At 65.7% G+C, this 16,609-nt stretch carries 16 protein-coding genes; 13 read left to right on the top strand and 3 right to left on the bottom strand.

Annotated elements, in window-relative coordinates; translation table 11 throughout:
• Nucleotides 1-58 precede the first annotated feature (58 nt).
• Entirely contained in the window at nucleotides 59-598 is a 540-nt protein-coding gene (locus NU1_RS37140; RefSeq protein WP_067528930.1) for a histidine phosphatase family protein, read from the top strand.
• Between the two features lie 27 nt (nucleotides 599-625).
• Here NU1_RS37140 and NU1_RS37135 read toward each other — a convergent pair whose 3' ends face one another.
• Nucleotides 626-1,234, bottom strand: coding sequence for a TetR/AcrR family transcriptional regulator (locus NU1_RS37135; RefSeq protein WP_067528929.1), 609 nt, complete (start codon nucleotides 1,232-1,234; stop codon nucleotides 626-628).
• A 68-nt stretch (nucleotides 1,235-1,302) separates the two neighbouring features.
• Here NU1_RS37135 and NU1_RS37130 point away from each other — a divergent pair, with 68 nt between their 5' ends.
• Nucleotides 1,303-2,265, top strand: a complete 963-nt coding sequence (locus NU1_RS37130; protein WP_067528934.1) for a patatin-like phospholipase family protein — start codon at nucleotides 1,303-1,305, stop codon at nucleotides 2,263-2,265.
• Complete coding sequence (locus tag NU1_RS37125) at nucleotides 2,262-3,113, top strand: SDR family oxidoreductase (protein WP_067528928.1); 852 nt, start codon at nucleotides 2,262-2,264, stop codon at nucleotides 3,111-3,113. Before NU1_RS37130 ends, NU1_RS37125 begins: the two co-directional genes overlap by 4 nt.
• A gap of 131 nt (nucleotides 3,114-3,244) precedes the next feature.
• On the opposite strand, the gene amaB is transcribed toward NU1_RS37125, so the two are convergent.
• Entirely contained in the window at nucleotides 3,245-4,720 is a 1,476-nt protein-coding gene (gene amaB / locus NU1_RS37120; protein ID WP_067528933.1) for an L-piperidine-6-carboxylate dehydrogenase, read from the bottom strand.
• A gap of 112 nt (nucleotides 4,721-4,832) precedes the next feature.
• Between amaB and NU1_RS37115 the strand changes: the two genes are divergently transcribed.
• The 6 genes from NU1_RS37115 (at nucleotide 4,833) to NU1_RS37090 (ending at nucleotide 11,411) form a co-directional block, all read left to right on the top strand.
• On the top strand, nucleotides 4,833-5,285 hold the full coding sequence (locus NU1_RS37115) for an Lrp/AsnC family transcriptional regulator (protein ID WP_067528927.1): 453 nt from the start codon (nucleotides 4,833-4,835) through the stop codon (nucleotides 5,283-5,285).
• A gap of 106 nt (nucleotides 5,286-5,391) precedes the next feature.
• Nucleotides 5,392-6,687: an L-lysine 6-transaminase gene (gene lat / locus NU1_RS37110; protein ID WP_067528926.1), complete on the top strand. Its 1,296-nt coding sequence runs from the start codon at nucleotides 5,392-5,394 to the stop codon at nucleotides 6,685-6,687.
• Nucleotides 6,688-6,888: 201 nt separating this feature from the next.
• Nucleotides 6,889-8,079, top strand: a complete 1,191-nt coding sequence (locus tag NU1_RS37105) for a YVTN family beta-propeller repeat protein (RefSeq protein WP_245720485.1) — start codon at nucleotides 6,889-6,891, stop codon at nucleotides 8,077-8,079.
• Nucleotides 8,080-8,518: 439 nt separating this feature from the next.
• Entirely contained in the window at nucleotides 8,519-10,159 is a 1,641-nt protein-coding gene (locus tag NU1_RS37100) for an acyl-CoA carboxylase subunit beta (protein ID WP_067528925.1), read from the top strand.
• Nucleotides 10,160-10,374: 215 nt separating this feature from the next.
• Nucleotides 10,375-10,689 carry an acyl-CoA carboxylase subunit epsilon gene (locus NU1_RS37095; RefSeq protein ID WP_212761445.1) on the top strand — a complete coding sequence of 105 codons (315 nt, stop codon included), beginning with the start codon at nucleotides 10,375-10,377 and terminating at the stop codon, nucleotides 10,687-10,689.
• Between the two features lie 83 nt (nucleotides 10,690-10,772).
• Nucleotides 10,773-11,411: a Maf family protein gene (locus NU1_RS37090; RefSeq protein ID WP_067528924.1), complete on the top strand. Its 639-nt coding sequence runs from the start codon at nucleotides 10,773-10,775 to the stop codon at nucleotides 11,409-11,411.
• Here NU1_RS37090 and NU1_RS37085 read toward each other — a convergent pair.
• A complete protein-coding gene (locus NU1_RS37085) occupies nucleotides 11,358-12,161 on the bottom strand; it encodes a helix-turn-helix transcriptional regulator (protein ID WP_067528923.1) in 804 nt (267 codons plus the stop codon). The two genes, NU1_RS37090 and NU1_RS37085, sit on opposite strands and share 54 nt — an antisense overlap.
• Before the next feature lie 185 nt (nucleotides 12,162-12,346).
• On the opposite strand from NU1_RS37085, the gene NU1_RS37080 reads away from it, so the two are divergent.
• The 4 genes from NU1_RS37080 to NU1_RS37060 all read left to right on the top strand — a co-directional run bounded on the left by NU1_RS37080 (nucleotide 12,347) and on the right by NU1_RS37060 (nucleotide 16,425).
• Nucleotides 12,347-13,237, top strand: coding sequence for a sulfurtransferase (locus tag NU1_RS37080; RefSeq protein ID WP_067528922.1), 891 nt, complete (start codon nucleotides 12,347-12,349; stop codon nucleotides 13,235-13,237).
• A 133-nt stretch (nucleotides 13,238-13,370) separates the two neighbouring features.
• Complete coding sequence (locus tag NU1_RS37075; RefSeq protein WP_067528921.1) at nucleotides 13,371-15,170, top strand: ATP-binding protein; 1,800 nt, start codon at nucleotides 13,371-13,373, stop codon at nucleotides 15,168-15,170.
• Between the two features lie 248 nt (nucleotides 15,171-15,418).
• Complete coding sequence (locus tag NU1_RS37070) at nucleotides 15,419-15,775, top strand: hypothetical protein (RefSeq protein ID WP_067528920.1); 357 nt, start codon at nucleotides 15,419-15,421, stop codon at nucleotides 15,773-15,775.
• 230 nt (nucleotides 15,776-16,005) lie between these two features.
• Nucleotides 16,006-16,425 carry a hypothetical protein gene (locus NU1_RS37060; RefSeq protein WP_067528918.1) on the top strand — a complete coding sequence of 140 codons (420 nt, stop codon included), beginning with the start codon at nucleotides 16,006-16,008 and terminating at the stop codon, nucleotides 16,423-16,425.
• The last annotated feature ends 184 nt before the right edge of the window (nucleotides 16,426-16,609 follow it).

Here is a 16,609-nt window from a genome sequence, read left to right as displayed (position 1 = left end):
CTCTCAAGTCTGGCGCTAAAGTCTCGGGGAGGCGGGGGAGTGCGTACGCTTTCCAACCGTGCAGAAGGTGCTAAGACTCGACTTGGTCAGTCACGGCATGACCGAAGCGATGCGCAAGGCACGATTTCCCGTCGACGAACCGCTCACCGAAGCGGGCCGCCGAGCCGTATCCGCCCTGGGGCGCATGAATGCCGCCCGGGTGCGCACCGCCCCCGAGCGCCGCACCGTCGAAACCGCCGCCCTCATGGGCTTGCTCGGTGACGAGGACGATCGACTACGCGATCTGGACGCCGGTGCCTGGCGCGGCGGCGAGCTCATGTCGGTGCCGAAGGAGGACCTTTACGCCTGGCTCACCGATCCGACCTACAAGGGCCATCGTGGTGAATCCGTGGTGGAGGTGCTCGCGCGGACCGCCGAATGGATGGCCGATATCGCCGTCGAAGGTGAACCGACCATTGCCATCACCCACCCGGCCGTAATCCGCTCCGCGATATTGGTCGCTCTGGACGCCCCGGCGAAATCTTTCTGGCGCGTAGACATTCCGCCGGTCAGCGTGACCCGCCTGCACTATCGCGGCGAATGGACGCTGCACTTCTAGTGCGGCCCTTGCGAGTCCGCCGTGAACCTATCCGGATGTGGCACGAGCTGCCGCGGGCAGCATGGCGCGCACGGCATCGGCAATCAGCCGCGCCGACAGGCTCGGGTCGATGGCGCGCTGAATTCCCAACCCCAATCCCAGGCTCAGCACCGTGGTGGCGGCATCCTCGGGGGGCATGGGCAGCGCGACACCCAGCGAATCGGCCAGACTCTGCAATTGCGCCGCCACGGTGCCGCGAATAATCCCCAGATTCGATACCAGGGCCGCCTGCAGCGCCGGGTCGTCCCTGGCGACTATGGCGAATTCGAATTCGAGCATGGTCCAGCCGACGTCGCCGAGGGTCCGTTCGGCCCAGCTCTGGAAGGCCTCCAGCTGATCGTCGAAGCCGGTTCCGGCCGCCAACAGCTCGGTGACCTCGGCGAATTTGGTCTCGTGAATAAGTCCGAGTACCTCGAGGCACAGCTCGGATTTCGTCTTGAAGTTCGAGTAGACCGCGCCCTTGGAGTACCCGGCCTCCTCCGCGACCCGTTCCAGGCTGGTTTTGGCGTAGCCGTCGGCGAGGAAGAGGTCACGCGCGGTGAGGAGCAGATCCGCGCGGGTGCGCGCCTGGCTTTCGGACCGGGTGAGACGTGGCATCTCGCAATTCTATGTACTGGGAGATTTGGGATACCGGCGGTATGCGAAAACTGCTAGTGTTCGAAACTATGAGTAACAGGAACGGGTCCCAGCGACGTGGCCTGGCCATCGGCTGTGGGGGCACGCTCGGCGCGGCGTGGATAGTCGCCGCGCTGGCCGCGGCCCGGGACGTACTGGACTGGGATCCGCGCACGGCGGACGTCATGATCGGCACCTCGGCCGGATCCGAAATGGTGACCATGCTCGGCAGTGGCATCGGAGTGGACGAGCTGATCGCCATGCAGCGCGGCACCACCGAGAATGCGATTCTGGCCGCCCACATGCGGTGCGCGCCGGGCCGCTTCCCACCGCTGCCGAGGCTGCGTCCGGGTGCGCCCGGGCACACACTGCGGGCCGTGCGCGAGGGCCGTCTCACCGATCGTCAGCGACTGCTCACCGCCGGTAGTGGGCTGCTGCCCGTCGGTGGCGGCGATCCGGGCTGGCTGCAACGGCTCGCGGACCGGCTGAACCCGGGTGGCGGCTGGGTATCGCATCCGGCGACGTGGCTGGCGGCAATGGATTACGCCACCGGCGAGCGCGTGGCCTTTGGTTCACCCACCGCACCCGAGGCGAATCTCGGTGCGGCGCTGCGGGCTTCCTGGGCTGTTCCCGGCTGGTTCCCGCCGGTCCCGATCGCGGGCCGCCGCTTCATCGACGGCGGTGCGGCCTCCACCGCCTCGGTCGATCTGCTCATCCCCGAGCGACTCGAAGAGATCGTGGTGATTGCCCCGATGGCCTCCACCGGCCGACTGCCCGCCACCAGTGCGGGCCATTTCCTGGAACGTCAGATGCGTGATCGCATGAGCGCCCAACTCGACGACGAGATCGCCAGGGTACGCGCCACCGGCACCAAGGTGCTCCGAATCGACGCCAGCTCTGAGGATCTCGTGGTGATGGGACCCAATTTCATGGATGGCCGCCGCCGCCTGGCCACCTTCGAACACAGTCTGACGAGCACCCGCAAGGCGCTCGAGCTTGGAGAGTTCGTATGAGTATCCTCGGAAACAGTTATCCGGCAATCGATCTCGCCGGGGCGCGGGTGCTGATCACCGGCGCCGGTCGCGGTATCGGCCAGTGCACCGCGGAAGTGTTCGCCAGCAGGGGCGCCGAGATCGCCATCGCCGATGTGGATACCGCGGCAGCCGAGGCCGCCGCGGCGGCACTGGGGGCCAAGGCATTCGAACTCGATGTTCGCGACCGCGAGCAGTGGGACAAGGTTGTCGCCGACTTCGGCCGCGTCGATATTCTGGTCAACAATGCCGGTGTCATGCCCGCCGGAGCCTTCCTCGACGAACCGGACGCGGTGGGCCACACCACCATCGACGTGAATGTCTGGGGCCTGATCCACGGCATGCGCGCCGTCGCCCCCGGCATGATCGACCGCGGCCGCGGCCATATCGTCAATGTCGCCTCCCTCGCCGGCAAGATTCCGATCGCGGGCCTGGCCGTCTACAACGCCAGCAAGTTCGCCGCCGTGGGCCTGTCCGCCGCAACGCGTTTGGAGTTCGCCGAATACGGCGTCAGTGTCAGCTGCGTCATGCCCTCCGCGGTGCGTACCCGGCTTTCCTCGGGTCTCACACTGGGTAAGGGCCTACCGACCGTCGACCCGGAAGACGTGGCCGCCGCCATTGTCGCGACCACCCGCACCCGCAAGGCCGAGGTGGCCGTCCCCAACTACCTCGGCCCCCTCGATGTGGCCCTGGCCGCTGCCCCCGAGCCCGCGGTCCGCCTGGTTCGCCGCGTCTTCAACGGCGACCGTGCCCTGCATCCGGCCGACGAGAGCACCCGGGACCGCTACGAACAGCAGATCCGCGCCATCAGCTCGGACGAATCCGCGTAGAGCCCCCGCGTCGAGCAGGGGCGAATCGCGGTAGGCAACGGCCCCGAACCAGCGTGGTTCGGGGCCGTTGCCGTGCGCGTCTCCGGTATGTGCATCACGTCATTGCGGCGTGCCCGGGCTACCGATACCCATCATTCGAACCGAATGCCCTGCGCCAGTGGGAGTTCCGTCGAATAGTTGACGGTATTCGTGGCCCGGCGCATATACGCCTTCCAGGAATCGGAGCCGGATTCGCGGCCGCCGCCGGTCTCCTTCTCACCGCCGAACGCTCCGCCGATCTCCGCACCGGAGGTGCCGATATTGATATTGGCGATACCGCAGTCGGAACCGTCGGCGGCGAGGAAGCGTTCGGCCTCGCGCTGATCCTGGGTGAAGAGCGAGGACGAAAGGCCCTGGGGGACACCGTTGTGCAGTTCGATGGCCGCGTCGAGATCGTTGTAGGTCATCGCGTAGAGGATGGGTGCGAAGGTTTCCTCGCGGACCACGGCGGTCTGCGCGGGCATGCGCACCAGGGCGGGGCGGACATAGAAGGCGTCCTCGCCGAAACCCTCCACTCGTTCACCGCCGCAGACCAATTCGCCACCGTCCTCGAGGGCGCGCCGCAGAGCCGACTGCATGCCGAGGTAGCCCTGACTATTGATCAGCGGTCCCACCAGTACGCCTTCGTCGAGGGGATTGCCCACGCGCAGTTGCCGATACGCGGCCGCCACCCGATCCAACAGCGGACCGACGACGCTCGTGTGCACGATGAGCCGCCGCATGGTGGTGCAGCGCTGTCCTGCCGTTCCGGCCGCGGCGAACACAATGGCCCGCGCCGCCAGATCCAGATCCGCGGAGGGCGTCACGATGGCGGCATTATTGCCGCCCAATTCCAGCAGGCAACGGCCGAAACGTGCCGCCACCCGTGGCGCGACCGTCCGCCCCATCCGTACCGAACCGGTCGCACTCACCAGCGCCACCCGAGGGTCGTCCACCAGTCGCGTACCCACCTCGGCCGCACCCTGAATCAATTGGTGCACTTCGGGATCCGCGCCCACTTCCATGGCTGCCCGACGCAGCAGCGTATGACATGCCAGCGCGGTCAGCGGTGTGGTCTCCGACGGTTTCCACACCACGGTGTCGCCGCACACCAGCGCCAGGGCGGTATTCCACGCCCATACCGCCACCGGGAAATTGAAGGCCGAGATCACCCCGACCACGCCCAGCGGATGCCAGGTCTCCATGAGTCGATGCCCCGGCCGCTCCGAGGGCATCGTCCGGCCGTAGAGCTGGCGGGACAGACCGATGGCGAATTCGCAGATGTCGATCATTTCCTGCACTTCGCCGCGCGCCTCGGCGGTGATCTTCCCCGCTTCCAGGGTGACCAGCTCGGCGAGTTCGTCCTGATGTTCGGTGAGCAGTGCCGCGAGGCGGCGCACCAGCGCGGCCCGCTGCGGTGCGGGTACCGAGCGCCACTCGCGGAAGGCCCGATCCGCGGCGCCGATCGCCAGATCGACATCGATGATCGAACTCGGTGGCAAACTCGCCAATTCACCACCGGTAATCGGCGTGCGGGCCGGTAGCGAGCCCGGTTCCGGCGGCACCGCGCCGAGTCCACGCAACAGCATCTCGGTACGGTCGCGTAGTTCTCGCGTCGTACGTTCGGTCAGAGCCTGAGTCATCTGCCCCTCCAGCAAGGTTTCGTGCCACGAGTTCGGTTCGCTGCGTTAGCCTTCGCTGATGGCGGATACACCGGCGAAACCCGTACTCGACGATATCGATCGACTGCTGATCCGCGAGTTGATTGCCGACGGGCGCGCCACCCTGTCCAATCTGGCCGAGAAAGCCAACCTGTCGGTTTCCGCTGTGCAGTCGCGGGTGCGACGCTTGGAAGCGCGCGGGGTGATTCGCGGATACACGGCCAATGTCGATCCCGAAGCGCTCGGTCAGATGCTGTCGGCATTCGTCGCGATCACTCCTCTCGACCCGTCACAACCCGATGATGCCCCCGCCCTGCTGCAGCACATACCCGGTATCGAGGCATGTCATTCGGTGGCGGGGGAGGAGAGCTACATGCTGCTGGTCCGGGTGGCATCACCCCGGCACCTGGAGCAGCTGCTGCAGGAGATCAGGGCGACCGCCAACGTCAGGACCCGAAGCACCATCATTCTGCAGACATTCTATGACAAGTAGTCAACCTTCGTAATTAGTCCGATATTTAGGGACGAAACCGTAAAGATTCGCGTACCTTGTGGGTGTGACGGTCGAGACTAATCGGCTTGGGGCGGTTGCCGACACGATGCTTGTCACCCCCGCCCGGGTGCACGAAATTCTCGCGGCGAGCATCCTCGCCGACGGGTTCGACATGGTCCTGGATCTGCGGAAATCTCGCGGTCCACGGCTGGTGGACGCGCGTGATGGGACCGCCTACCTCGACATGTTCGGGTTCTTTGCCTCCAATGCGCTGGGCATGAACCATCCGGCACTCGCCGACGACCGCGCCTTCCGCGCGAGCCTGTCCGACGCCGCCATTAACAAGCCCAGCAACTCCGACATCTACACCGTCGAAATGGCGCGCTTCGTGGATACCTTCGTGCGCGTCCTCGGCGATCCGCGACTGCCGCACCTGTTCTTCATCGACGGCGGTGGGCTCGCCGTCGAGAACGCCCTCAAGGCCGCCTTCGACTGGAAGAGCCGCCACAATGAAATGCATGGCCGCCCAGCCGAACTCGGCACCAAGGTGCTGCACCTGACGGGGGCCTTCCACGGCCGCACCGGGTACACCATGTCGCTCACCAATACCGATCCGATCAAGACGGCCCGGTTCCCCAAGTTCGACTGGCCCCGCATCGAGACGCCGTATCTCGGCGAGGGGCGCGATATCGAGACCGCCGAACGGCGCGCACTCGACCAAGCCATTCGCGCCTTCGCCGAAAACCCGCACGACATAGCCTGTTTCATCGCCGAACCCATTCAGGGCGAGGGCGGTGACCGGCATATGCGGCCGGAATTCCTGCGGACCATGCAGGAGCTGTGCCACGACAACGACGCGCTGTTCGTCCTCGACGAGGTGCAGACCGGCGTCGGCCTGACCGGCAGCGTCTGGGCCTACCAGCAGCTCGGCCTCGAACCCGATGTGGTGGCCTTCGGTAAGAAAACACAGGTGTGCGGCATCATGGCGGGCGGGCGCATCGACGAGGTGCCCGACAATGTGTTCCGGGTGAGCTCGCGACTCAACTCCACCTGGGGTGGCAATCTCACCGATATGGTGCGGTCGCGGCGCATTCTGGAGATTATCGCCCGGGACGAATTGGTCGCGCGCGCAGCGGAACTCGGCACACACCTGCTGGAGCGGCTCACCAACCTGGCCACCGACCACGCCGCGGTGAGCGATCCGCGCGGGCGTGGGCTCATGTGCGCCATCACGCTGGAATCGGCGCAATTGCGCGACGACGTGGTCACCCGGCTGCGTGAGCGCGAGCATGTGCTGATCCTCGGTTCGGGGGATCGGGGCATCCGATTCCGTCCGGCACTCACGGTCACCATCGCGGAGCTCGACGAAGCCGTGGACGCCCTGGACCGTGCGCTTTCCTGAATCCCGCTGTGCCTGAATGCCACGTCGGTATCCCAGGCTCGAATGTTGCGGGTGGTATCGGTCGCTCGAGTTGCGACATTGTTGCCAATCGTGACGCGAAGGTGGCGACACCGGGTGAAGCTGCTGCGAAACTCGGTGCCGCCATCTAAAATTCGGGCGCATGTCTGCTCGTCGCATTGAGTTCAGGGGAGGGCGCGACGCGTGACCGCCCTCCGTGCACGTCTCGGAATCCTCCTCTCCCTCACGGTGCTGGCCGGTTGCTCAGGCAGTCAGGCCGGAACTGTCGACACGACCTCCACCCCCGCGACCACCACGGTCGCCGCCCCGACCACGCCGCCGGAACAGCAGAATCTGCTCCCGGGAATGCCACCGCCGCTGTCACCGGACGACGTCTACGCCGCCACCCGCGAGCTCAGCCCGACGGTCGCCGACCACCTCCCGCGCGTGTATGTGCCCAATAGCCAGGCCAATACCGTCTCCGTCATCGACCCGGCCACCTTCCAGGTGATCGACACCTATCCCTCCGGTGGGCAGGAACCGCAGCATGTGGTGCCGTCCTACGACATGCAGACGCTGTATGTGAACAACGATCTGCCCCTCGGCGGCGGCAGTCTGCTGCCCATCGATCCGCGCACCGGCCGCGCGGGACAGCCGATTCCGGTCCGCGACCCGTACAACCTCTACTTCACCCCGGACGGCAGGTACGCCATCGTCGTCGCCGAGGCCGATAAATCCCTGGACCTCTACGACCCGGTCACCTGGGAGAAGGTGAACGCCATCCCCGTCCCCGACTGCGGCGGCGTCAACCATATGGACTTCACCGCCGACGGCCGATTCGCGCTCACCAGTTGCGAATTCAGCGGCCGCGTCGCGGTGATCGATATCGCCGCGCTGACGCTGGTCGAAATGATCGATCTGCCCGGCGGCCGCGGTGGCAAACCCCAGGATGTGAAACTCTCCCCGGACGGCCACACCTTCTACGTCGCCGACATGATCGCCAATGGCATCTATGTCTTCGACGCCGAGACCTTCGACAACACCGGCTTCATCCCCACCGGCGACGGCGCGCACGGCCTCTACGTCACCCGCGACTCCAAGGCCATGCTCATCACCAACCGCCACGAGGGCAGCCTCTCGGTCTGGGATTTCGCCGCGAACGCCCTGGTCCGCAAGTGGTTCATCCCCGGCGGCGGCAGCCCCGATATGGGCAACCTGTCCGCCGACGGTCGCGTCTTCTGGGTGGCGGGCCGCCACCACAGCGAGGTCTACGCCATCGACGTCGTCGACTGGAAGCTCCTCGCCCGCATCCCCGTCGGCGCGGGCGCCCACGGTCTCACCGTCTGGCCCCAACCCGGCCGGTACTCCACCGGCCACACCGGCGTCATGCGCTGACCCTCTTGTCCGCCCCCGACCCGGTTACTGCTCGACCGGTCGCACCGTCGTTGTGCGCGGACCCATCGGCGGTGCCTCACCACCTACATCGGTGTTGCACTGACTCATTTCGGCCAGTGCTCGACCAGCCGCCGCAGCGTCATGCGGTGACTTGTTTCGGCCGGTGCTTCACCGTCCGCCGCGGCGTCATCCGCTGTCCCATCCCCACCGGTGCTTCACCGATGGCACCGGTCGTGTGCACTGAGCCCTGTCCGTCCGATTTGTCCCGCTCATACCGCGCCCGGCTGCGGTCGCGCAGCCGGGCGCGAGAACACGCGTAGAGTTCGGCATTTCCATGCTCCGACCAGCCATTATCTACTGGCGGGTAGTCAATAGCTCTACTGACGAGTAGCCCCGGGCGGATTACAAAGAGGCCCTGATACTGGTTACACTCGCGGCCATGACGAGTGTCCAGCAGCAGCCTTCGCCGGGGTCGGCGGGCGCCCCAGATATCCACACCACCGCCGGTAAGCTGGCTGACCTGCGGAATCGACTCGAAGAGGCCCAGCACCCAATGGGTGAGGCCGCGGTCGACAAGGTTCACGCCAAGGGCAAGATGACCGCGCGCGAGCGCATTCTCGCTCTGCTGGACGAGGGCTCGTTCGTGGAACTCGATGCGCTGGCTCGCCATCGCAGCGTGAATTTCGGGCTGGAGAACAACCGTCCCCTGGGCGACGGCGTGGTGACCGGCTACGGCACCGTGGACGGCCGCGATGTCTGCATCTTCTCCCAGGACGTCACCGTCTTCGGCGGTTCGCTCGGCGAGGTCTACGGCGAGAAGATCGTCAAGGTTATGGATCTGGCGCTCAAGACCGGCCGCCCGCTGGTCGGCATCAATGAGGGCGCGGGCGCGCGCATCCAGGAAGGCGTTGTCTCCCTGGGCCTCTATGGCGAGATCTTCCACCGCAATATCCAGGCCTCCGGCGTGATCCCGCAGATCTCGCTCATCATGGGCCCGGCCGCCGGTGGGCACGTGTACTCCCCGGCGCTCACCGACTTCGTCGTCATGGTCGATCAGACCTCGCAGATGTTCGTCACCGGCCCCGACGTGATCAAGACCGTCACCGGTGAGGAAGTCACCATGGAGGAGTTGGGCGGCGCCCACACCCACATGGTGAAATCCGGTGTCGCGCACTACGTCGCCTCCGGCGAGCAGGACGCCCTCGACTACGTCAAGGATCTGCTGTCCTACCTCCCGAGCAATAACCGCGCCGAGGCCCCGCGCTTCCCGGCCCCCGAGCCGATCGAGGGTGCCATCGAGGACTGCCTCACCGAGGAAGACCTCGCGCTGGACGCCATCATCCCGGATTCGCCGAACCAGCCGTACGACATGCACGAGGTCATCCGGTGCCTGGTCGACGACGATGAGTTCCTGGAGGTGCAGGCCGAGCGCGCGATGAACATCATCGTCGGCTTCGCCCGCATCGACGGTCGTAGCGTCGGCATCGTGGCCAATCAGCCCACCCAGTTCGCGGGCTGCCTCGATATCGACGCCTCGGAGAAGGCCGCGCGCTTCGTGCGTACCTGTGATGCCTTCAATGTCCCGATCATCACCCTGGTCGATGTCCCGGGCTTCCTGCCCGGCACCGGCCAGGAGTTCAACGGCATCATCCGGCGTGGCGCCAAGCTGCTCTACGCCTACGGTGAGGCCACTGTGGGAAAGATCACAATTATCACCCGCAAGGCCTACGGTGGCGCGTACGACGTCATGGGTTCCAAGCATATGGGCGCGGATGTGAACCTGGCGTGGCCGACCGCGCAGATCGCGGTCATGGGTGCCTCCGGCGCGGTGGGCTTCGTCTACCGTAAGCAGCTGCAGAATGCCGCCGCGGAGGGCGCCGATGTCGACGCGCTGCGCCTGGAACTGCAGAACGAGTACGAGGACACCCTGGTCAATCCGTACGTGGCCGCCGAGCGCGGTTACGTGGACGCGGTTATCCCGCCGTCGCACACTCGCGGACAGATCGTTTCGGCGCTGCGGCTGCTCGAACGCAAGATGGTGACGCTGCCGCCGAAGAAACACGGCAACATTCCGCTCTGATTCGGCGATAAGCGCGGTGTGGGGCGCACACTGAGGTGGTACGCCTGTGCTATTCCATACCGCGCACAACCGCCCCATCCGAGTGAAAATGGTTATGGCCAAACCCTCGCCGTAGAGGGACGCAACGAATAGCGTTTGCGGACCGGGAACCGAATCCGGGCGTGAACCAGCCGCTACAAGCGGTGACGGACAGGAGGACTGGCGCTGTGACGACCATGGCAGAAGAAGACGTATTGAGCGCCGCCGAACTGGATCTAGCGGTCGAAGAGTTCGCCGATGTTGTCGATACGGCCGTCGTAGAAGCCGAGACGTCCATTGCCGGACCGATCGTTCAGGTCCTGAAGGGCAATCCGAGCGACGACGAGGTGGCCGCCCTGGTCGCCGTCTTCGCAGCCGCGGCGGCGAGTGGTTCCGCCGCGGACGGATCCCGTGGCCCGGCCGATATGTGGGGTCGCCCGACCCTGCTGCACCGCGGCAGCTCACCTTTCTCGCCCTACGCGTTCCCGGCGCTGTCGCACCTGCGCGACTGATCCGGCATGTATGGCCCGGGCCCGGAAGGGGCAGCCTGCGTACCCACGCGGGGCTCCCGTTCATGCCGAATCGAATCCGCCGTATGACCATATTCGTGCTGGCGTCCGCGTCTCCGGCGCGGCTCGGTGTACTGCGCAACGCGGGCATCGAGCCGCTGGTCCGGGTATCCAATGTGGACGAGGACGCAGTTGCCGCGGCACTTCCGGCCGATACCACGCCGGAACAGATCGTGATCGAGTTGGCCAGGGCCAAGGCCCGCGATATCGCCGCCACTCTCGATCCCACCGAATTCGCCGATTCCGTTGTGGTGGGCTGCGATTCGATGCTGCTCATGGACGGGGTTCTGCAGGGCAAGCCGCTCACTCCCGACGTGGCACGGGCGCGCTGGGCCGAAATGGCCGGGCGCAGCGCCGATCTGCTGACCGGACACTGCGTACTGCGACTGCGTGACGGCAAAATCGTCGCCGAGGCCGCCGATTGCAGCGGCACCACAGTGCATTTCGTCAAACCCGAACCAGACGAGCTGGAGGCTTATCTGGCATCGGGAGAGCCCTTGCAGGTCGCGGGTGCGTTCACTCTGGACGGTCGTGGCGGTTGGTTCGTGGACCGCATCGAGGGCGATCCGTCGAGTGTTATCGGAATCGGGCTACCGCTGGTTCGTCGCCTGCTAGCCGAGGTGGGCGTCGGCATTGCGCAACTGTGGGTCGGCGGAACCGCGTAATTGCGGTTCGGCACTGCGCAATTGCGGTGCCATGCGGCTGCCCGCCGGAGCCAGTCGCGGCTCGCCGTTCTCCGGCGCCGCTTCCTCGACCGCCGAAACAGTTTCGGCTGCCCGGGCTTTGGTGAGTTCCAGGCGCGCGACGCACAGTTCGGGCTCCACGAACGGGTGCAGGCGCACACTCACGTGTTCGCGAGCGCCATTGCGGTCCAAGGCTTCCCGCATGAGTCCCAGATGCACACCACACACCACTTCGGAATGGGTGCGGGCGAGTTCGCGCAGCGGGCAGGCAGTCAATCTGATCATGACCTGTTCGTCGGTCTCGGTACTCGGATCGCGTTCGGGCGCGAAGCCGAGTTCCGATGCCAGGGTAATGGTGAGATCCTTGGCGTCGTCGAGGGTTTCGACGGGCTGATCCGCCGATTCCATTTTCGCGCCCCAGGCGCGGCCCGCCGCGACAGCCGCATCGGACCGTTTGCGTGGGTCACTGCCGAGCTGGTCGGCGAGTACCTGCGCCAGCTCCTGATAACCCACCGATCGCTGTACGGCGGTATAGCCGATACGTGGGCGCCCTCTACCGCGTGGCGGCTGCTGGAATTGTCGCACCAGCGATTCCCGAGTGAGCACATCCAAATGGAAACGGACCGTGGTCACATGTTGTCCCGTGACCCGGGCAAGTTCCTGTGCGTCGAGAGGCTCGCTGGCGCCACGTAGGATCGCGAGCAGTCGCCGTCGTGGCCAAGAATCGGACATAGCTCACCCCTCCTCCCGGGAGACTTTATCGGATGAAGCTGCGCTTAATTCGCTCAATCACCCGATCGTGATCTGAAACGAGTTTCGTTACCGCAACACGCCTACGATCGGTTCAGAGATCTGAACCGCCGATGCTGAGATCTGAACCGTCAAAACCTACCCACCACGTGTGAAGGACCGACACCTTGCCCGTTGCCGCGGACCCGAATCCCTCGTTCGGCGCATACGCACATCCTCACCGACTAGTAACCACAGAGTGGCTATCGGCAAACATCGGCGCGCCGGGACTCAAGGTCATCGAAACCAATGAGGACATACTGCTATACGACATCGGGCATGTCCCCGGTGCCATCAAGATCGATTGGCGAACCGATCTCATCGACCCGCTGACCCGCGATGTCGTGAATTCCGAACGTTTCGCCGAACTCATGCGCATCAAGGGCATCGAACGCGATGACACCGTCGTTGTCTACGGCGACAAAGGCAATGGCACGGCGGCCGCCACTGTCTGGATCCTGCACCTCTACGGGCATCAGGACGTGCGACTGCTCGACGGCGGTCGGGACGCGTGGATCTCCGAGGGACGTGACACCACCTTCGATGTGCCCTACGCCGGATCCGCCGACTACCCGAAGGTCGACCGGAACCGCGATTCCCGGGCCTATCGCGAGGATGTGGTGGCGCAGTTGGGCGAGCCGCTGGTGGATGTGCGCGCCCACGCGGAGTACACCGGCGAACTCACGATCCTGCACGACCACGAGTTGGAGCGGTCCCTGCGCGGTGGTCATATTCCGACGGCGATCAGTATTCCGTGGACTTCGGCGATCGGACCGGATTCGCGATTTCGGTCGCGCGCGGAACTCGATGACATCTACGGTGCGGTGACCGATGCGCCGATCGTCTACGGTCGAGTCGGAGAGCGGTCTGCCCACTCCTGGTTCGTGCTCACATATCTGCTGGGCATCGACGGGGTGCGTAACTATGACGGCTCCTGGACCGAATGGGGTAATGCGGTTGGAATGCCGATCGTGCAGGGCGGTGAGCCCGGTGCGGTTCCCGAGATCGCGCCGCGTTAGTCGCACTTCGGGCTAAGGTGTCGCCGCAGTCACTCTTCGGGCCTACCCATGGGTAGGTCTAGCCCGGTTCGGCGGTTGTTGGCAGACTGCCTACACTCGCCCAAGACGAAGTTTTCACAGCACAGGAGGCTCAGTGCCCAGCCATGCCAACGCGCAGATCACAAAGGTCCTCGTAGCCAACCGAGGCGAGATCGCCGTGCGCGTGATCCGGGCCGCCAAGGACGCCGGAATCGCCAGCGTCGCGGTGTACGCCGAACCGGACGCGGATGCCCCGTTCGTGAAGCTCGCCGATGAAGCCTTCGCACTCGGAGGCCAGACCTCCGCCGAGTCGTACCTGGTGTTCGACAAGGTCCTCGACGCCGCCGCCAAGGCCGGTGCCGACGCGATCCACCCGGGTTACGGCTTTCTTTCCGAGAACGCCGATTTCGCTCAGGCCGTGATCGACGCGGGGCTGATCTGGATCGGTCCCGCGCCGCAGTCCATTCGCGACCTCGGCGACAAGGTCACCGCCCGCCATATCGCCGAGCGCGCCAAGGCGCCGATGGCCGCGGGCACCAAGGACCCGGTCAAGAATGCCGACGAGGTCGTGGCATTCGCCAAGGAGTACGGCGTGCCGGTGGCCATCAAGGCAGCCTTCGGCGGTGGTGGTCGCGGCATGAAGGTCGCCCAGACCATCGAGGAAATCCCCGAGCTCTTCGACTCGGCCACCCGTGAGGCCACCGCCGCGTTCGGTCGCGGTGAATGCTTCGTGGAGCAGTACCTGGACAAGGCCCGCCACGTCGAGGCACAGGTGCTCGCCGATAAGCACGGCAATGTCATTGTCGCCGGTACCCGCGACTGCTCGCTGCAGCGCCGGTTCCAGAAGTTGGTCGAGGAGGCTCCCGCGCCGTTCCTCTCCGATGACGTGCGCGGCAAGATCCACGAATCCGCCAAGCGCATCTGCCGGGAAGCCGGTTACTACGGCGCCGGCACCGTCGAATACCTGGTGCAGGGCGAGACCGTGTCCTTCCTCGAGGTGAACACCCGCCTGCAGGTGGAGCACCCGGTCACCGAGGAGACCGCCGGAATCGATCTGGTGCGCCAGCAGTTCCGCATTGCCGAAGGCCACGAGCTGGAGATCAAGGAAGATCCGACACCGCGCGGGCACTCCTTCGAATTCCGCATCAATGGTGAGGATGCCGGTCGCGGCTTCCTGCCCGCCCCCGGCCCGGTCGTCGTGTACAAGGAGCCCTCGGGCCCCGGTGTGCGCGTGGACTCCGGTGTGGTCGAAGGCAGCGTGATCGGTGGCCAGTTCGACTCCATGCTGTCCAAGCTCATTGTCACCGGCGAGAACCGCGAGCAGGCGCTACAGCGTGCCGCTCGCGCCCTGGCCGAGTACCAGATCGAGGGCCTGGCCACCGTGCTGCCGTTCCACCGGCACATTGTGGAGAACCCGGCGTTCATGGGTGATGGCACCAAGTTCGACATCTACACCAAGTGGATCGAGAACGACTGGGACAACACCATCGAGCCGTACACCAATGCCGCGCCCATCGAGGACGATGAGGAAGCCCCGCGCCAGAAGGTGGTCGTCGAGGTCGGCGGTCGTCGCCTCGAGGTCTCGCTGCCGGGTCAGTTCTCGGTCGGTGCGGGCGCTGTCGGCAATGGCGCGGGCACGGGTGTCATCCGCAAGAAGCCGAAGCCCCGCAAGCGCGGCGGCGCGGGCGGCGCGGGTGCCTCCGGCGATGCCGTGACCGCTCCCATGCAGGGCACCGTCGTGAAGGTGGCCGTCGAGGAGGGCCAGACCGTCGAAATCGGTGATTTGGTCGCGGTTCTCGAGGCCATGAAGATGGAGAACCCGGTCACCGCCCACAAGGCCGGTGTCATTACCGGCCTCGCGGTGGAGGCCGGAGCGGCCATCACCCAGGGCACTGTGCTCGCGGAGATCAAGTAATCCCGCAATAGCTTCGAGGACAGGCCGCTCCGTGTGGGGCGGCCTGTCCCGTTCTGAGCGCACCATCGCGCATTGCCCGAGGGCCCAGCGCTAGCGGTGGGTAGTATGCCGACGTAACTACTGATTTCGTAAGAGTCGGGGTAACTCGTCGGGCACGCCCAAAATTGGTTCGGCTCTCAACCGCCGGCACGCGTGCCCGTCAGTCAACGGCTCTCAGCCGTGCGCTGAATACGCGGAGAGGCGGGGGAGTGGAACCCATCGAAATCAATGCGGGCAACTGGTATCTGCGCGCCATGCGCGCGGACGAGCGCATCGACGACCGCCCGGCATTGGCCGACGGCGGTATAACCGATCCGGATTACGTGGCGCGGCGGGCTCTCGAATGGGATGACGAGACGCATTTCTCCTGGGCGGTATGCGTGCCGACGACCGCGGAAATGATCGCCGAGATCGGTGCGACTCCCGAGGGCGACGGCACCGCCGTGGTGTCGGGCTGGGCCCGCGAAGGATATGACGCAGCCCTTGCCGACGGCCTCGAGGCGGTACGCCGTTTCGTCCGCGGCATGCTCGGCCTCGAGCCGCGTGACGTTCCCGTCGACCGCTGACCCTGTCCGGTCCGGATAGCGATTCCGCCCCCAAAAACCCTTACTGAACTGCGCCTTCGCGACCGACATCGACAAAATCGCTGGTGTGCGACCCCGTGACGGAGGGACCCTCGAGGTCCACCCAATAAGCCACAGGGGAGGCACACATGTGGGGTTGGAGCACACACCAGACAGCTTGGGCCACCGCCGCGAGCTGGACCAGCTGGCGGACCAGGACACCGAAACCGACCGTGACGGACCCGGACTTCCGCACCGAACGGACCGAGACCGACACCGAAGGCACCGAGACCGGCACCGCCGCACGGCCCGCCGCATTTGTGGCCGAGCGGGTCGAGGGCGACGCTGAATTCGCCGACGCCGAGGCCATGGAAGCGGGCGCGGCCGAAGCCGCTGATTCCGATGGCCGCGACCGCGGGCCGGGTGTGGCACCCATGGACGTCGCCATACCCGCGGGCGGTGCGGCGTCCATAGGCGTCGCCGCGTCCACGGAGTACCGGATGGTGGATGACGAAGACGTGAATGCGGCCGGAGATGAACCGATCTCGGATGCGGCACCACCGGGCGACGAGTCCGAAGACATCCCGGATCACGTTGTGCACGGCCTGCTCGACGCGCTGTCCGGACTGCTGCATGCGGCCGCACTGCACTGACACTGGACGGCGCATACCCCCGGGCCGCTGTCCGGACGCTCGCCGAGTCGCGGGCATCCAGGCAGCGGCCCCCACCGTCGCGTTCTCAGGACACAAAGACACAAGAAAACAGACAAAAGATACAAGATCGCCCGGACGAGACAGAGAACAAGACGAAACCAGGACAAAACAGACACCAACAAAG

Origin of the sequence: Nocardia uniformis NBRC 13702 (genome assembly GCF_001613345.1) — a bacterium.
Taxonomy (GTDB): domain Bacteria; phylum Actinomycetota; class Actinomycetes; order Mycobacteriales; family Mycobacteriaceae; genus Nocardia; species Nocardia uniformis.
This window is presented reverse-complemented; position numbering and strand designations above follow the sequence as displayed.

Coding starts and splice junctions, on each gene's coding strand:
- NU1_RS37135 (WP_067528929.1), bottom strand. CDS start 1,234: ATGCCACGTCTCACCCGGTCCGAAAGCCAGGCGCGCACCCGCGCGGAT.
- NU1_RS37125 (WP_067528928.1), top strand. CDS start 2,262: ATGAGTATCCTCGGAAACAGTTATCCGGCAATCGATCTCGCCGGGGCG.
- amaB (WP_067528933.1), bottom strand. CDS start 4,720: ATGCTGTTGCGTGGACTCGGCGCGGTGCCGCCGGAACCGGGCTCGCTA.
- NU1_RS37130 (WP_067528934.1), top strand. CDS start 1,303: ATGAGTAACAGGAACGGGTCCCAGCGACGTGGCCTGGCCATCGGCTGT.
- NU1_RS37085 (WP_067528923.1), bottom strand. CDS start 12,161: ATGTCCGATTCTTGGCCACGACGGCGACTGCTCGCGATCCTACGTGGC.
- NU1_RS37095 (WP_212761445.1), top strand. CDS start 10,375: ATGGCAGAAGAAGACGTATTGAGCGCCGCCGAACTGGATCTAGCGGTC.
- lat (WP_067528926.1), top strand. CDS start 5,392: ATGCTTGTCACCCCCGCCCGGGTGCACGAAATTCTCGCGGCGAGCATC.
- NU1_RS37090 (WP_067528924.1), top strand. CDS start 10,773: ATGACCATATTCGTGCTGGCGTCCGCGTCTCCGGCGCGGCTCGGTGTA.
- NU1_RS37115 (WP_067528927.1), top strand. CDS start 4,833: ATGGCGGATACACCGGCGAAACCCGTACTCGACGATATCGATCGACTG.
- NU1_RS37100 (WP_067528925.1), top strand. CDS start 8,519: ATGACGAGTGTCCAGCAGCAGCCTTCGCCGGGGTCGGCGGGCGCCCCA.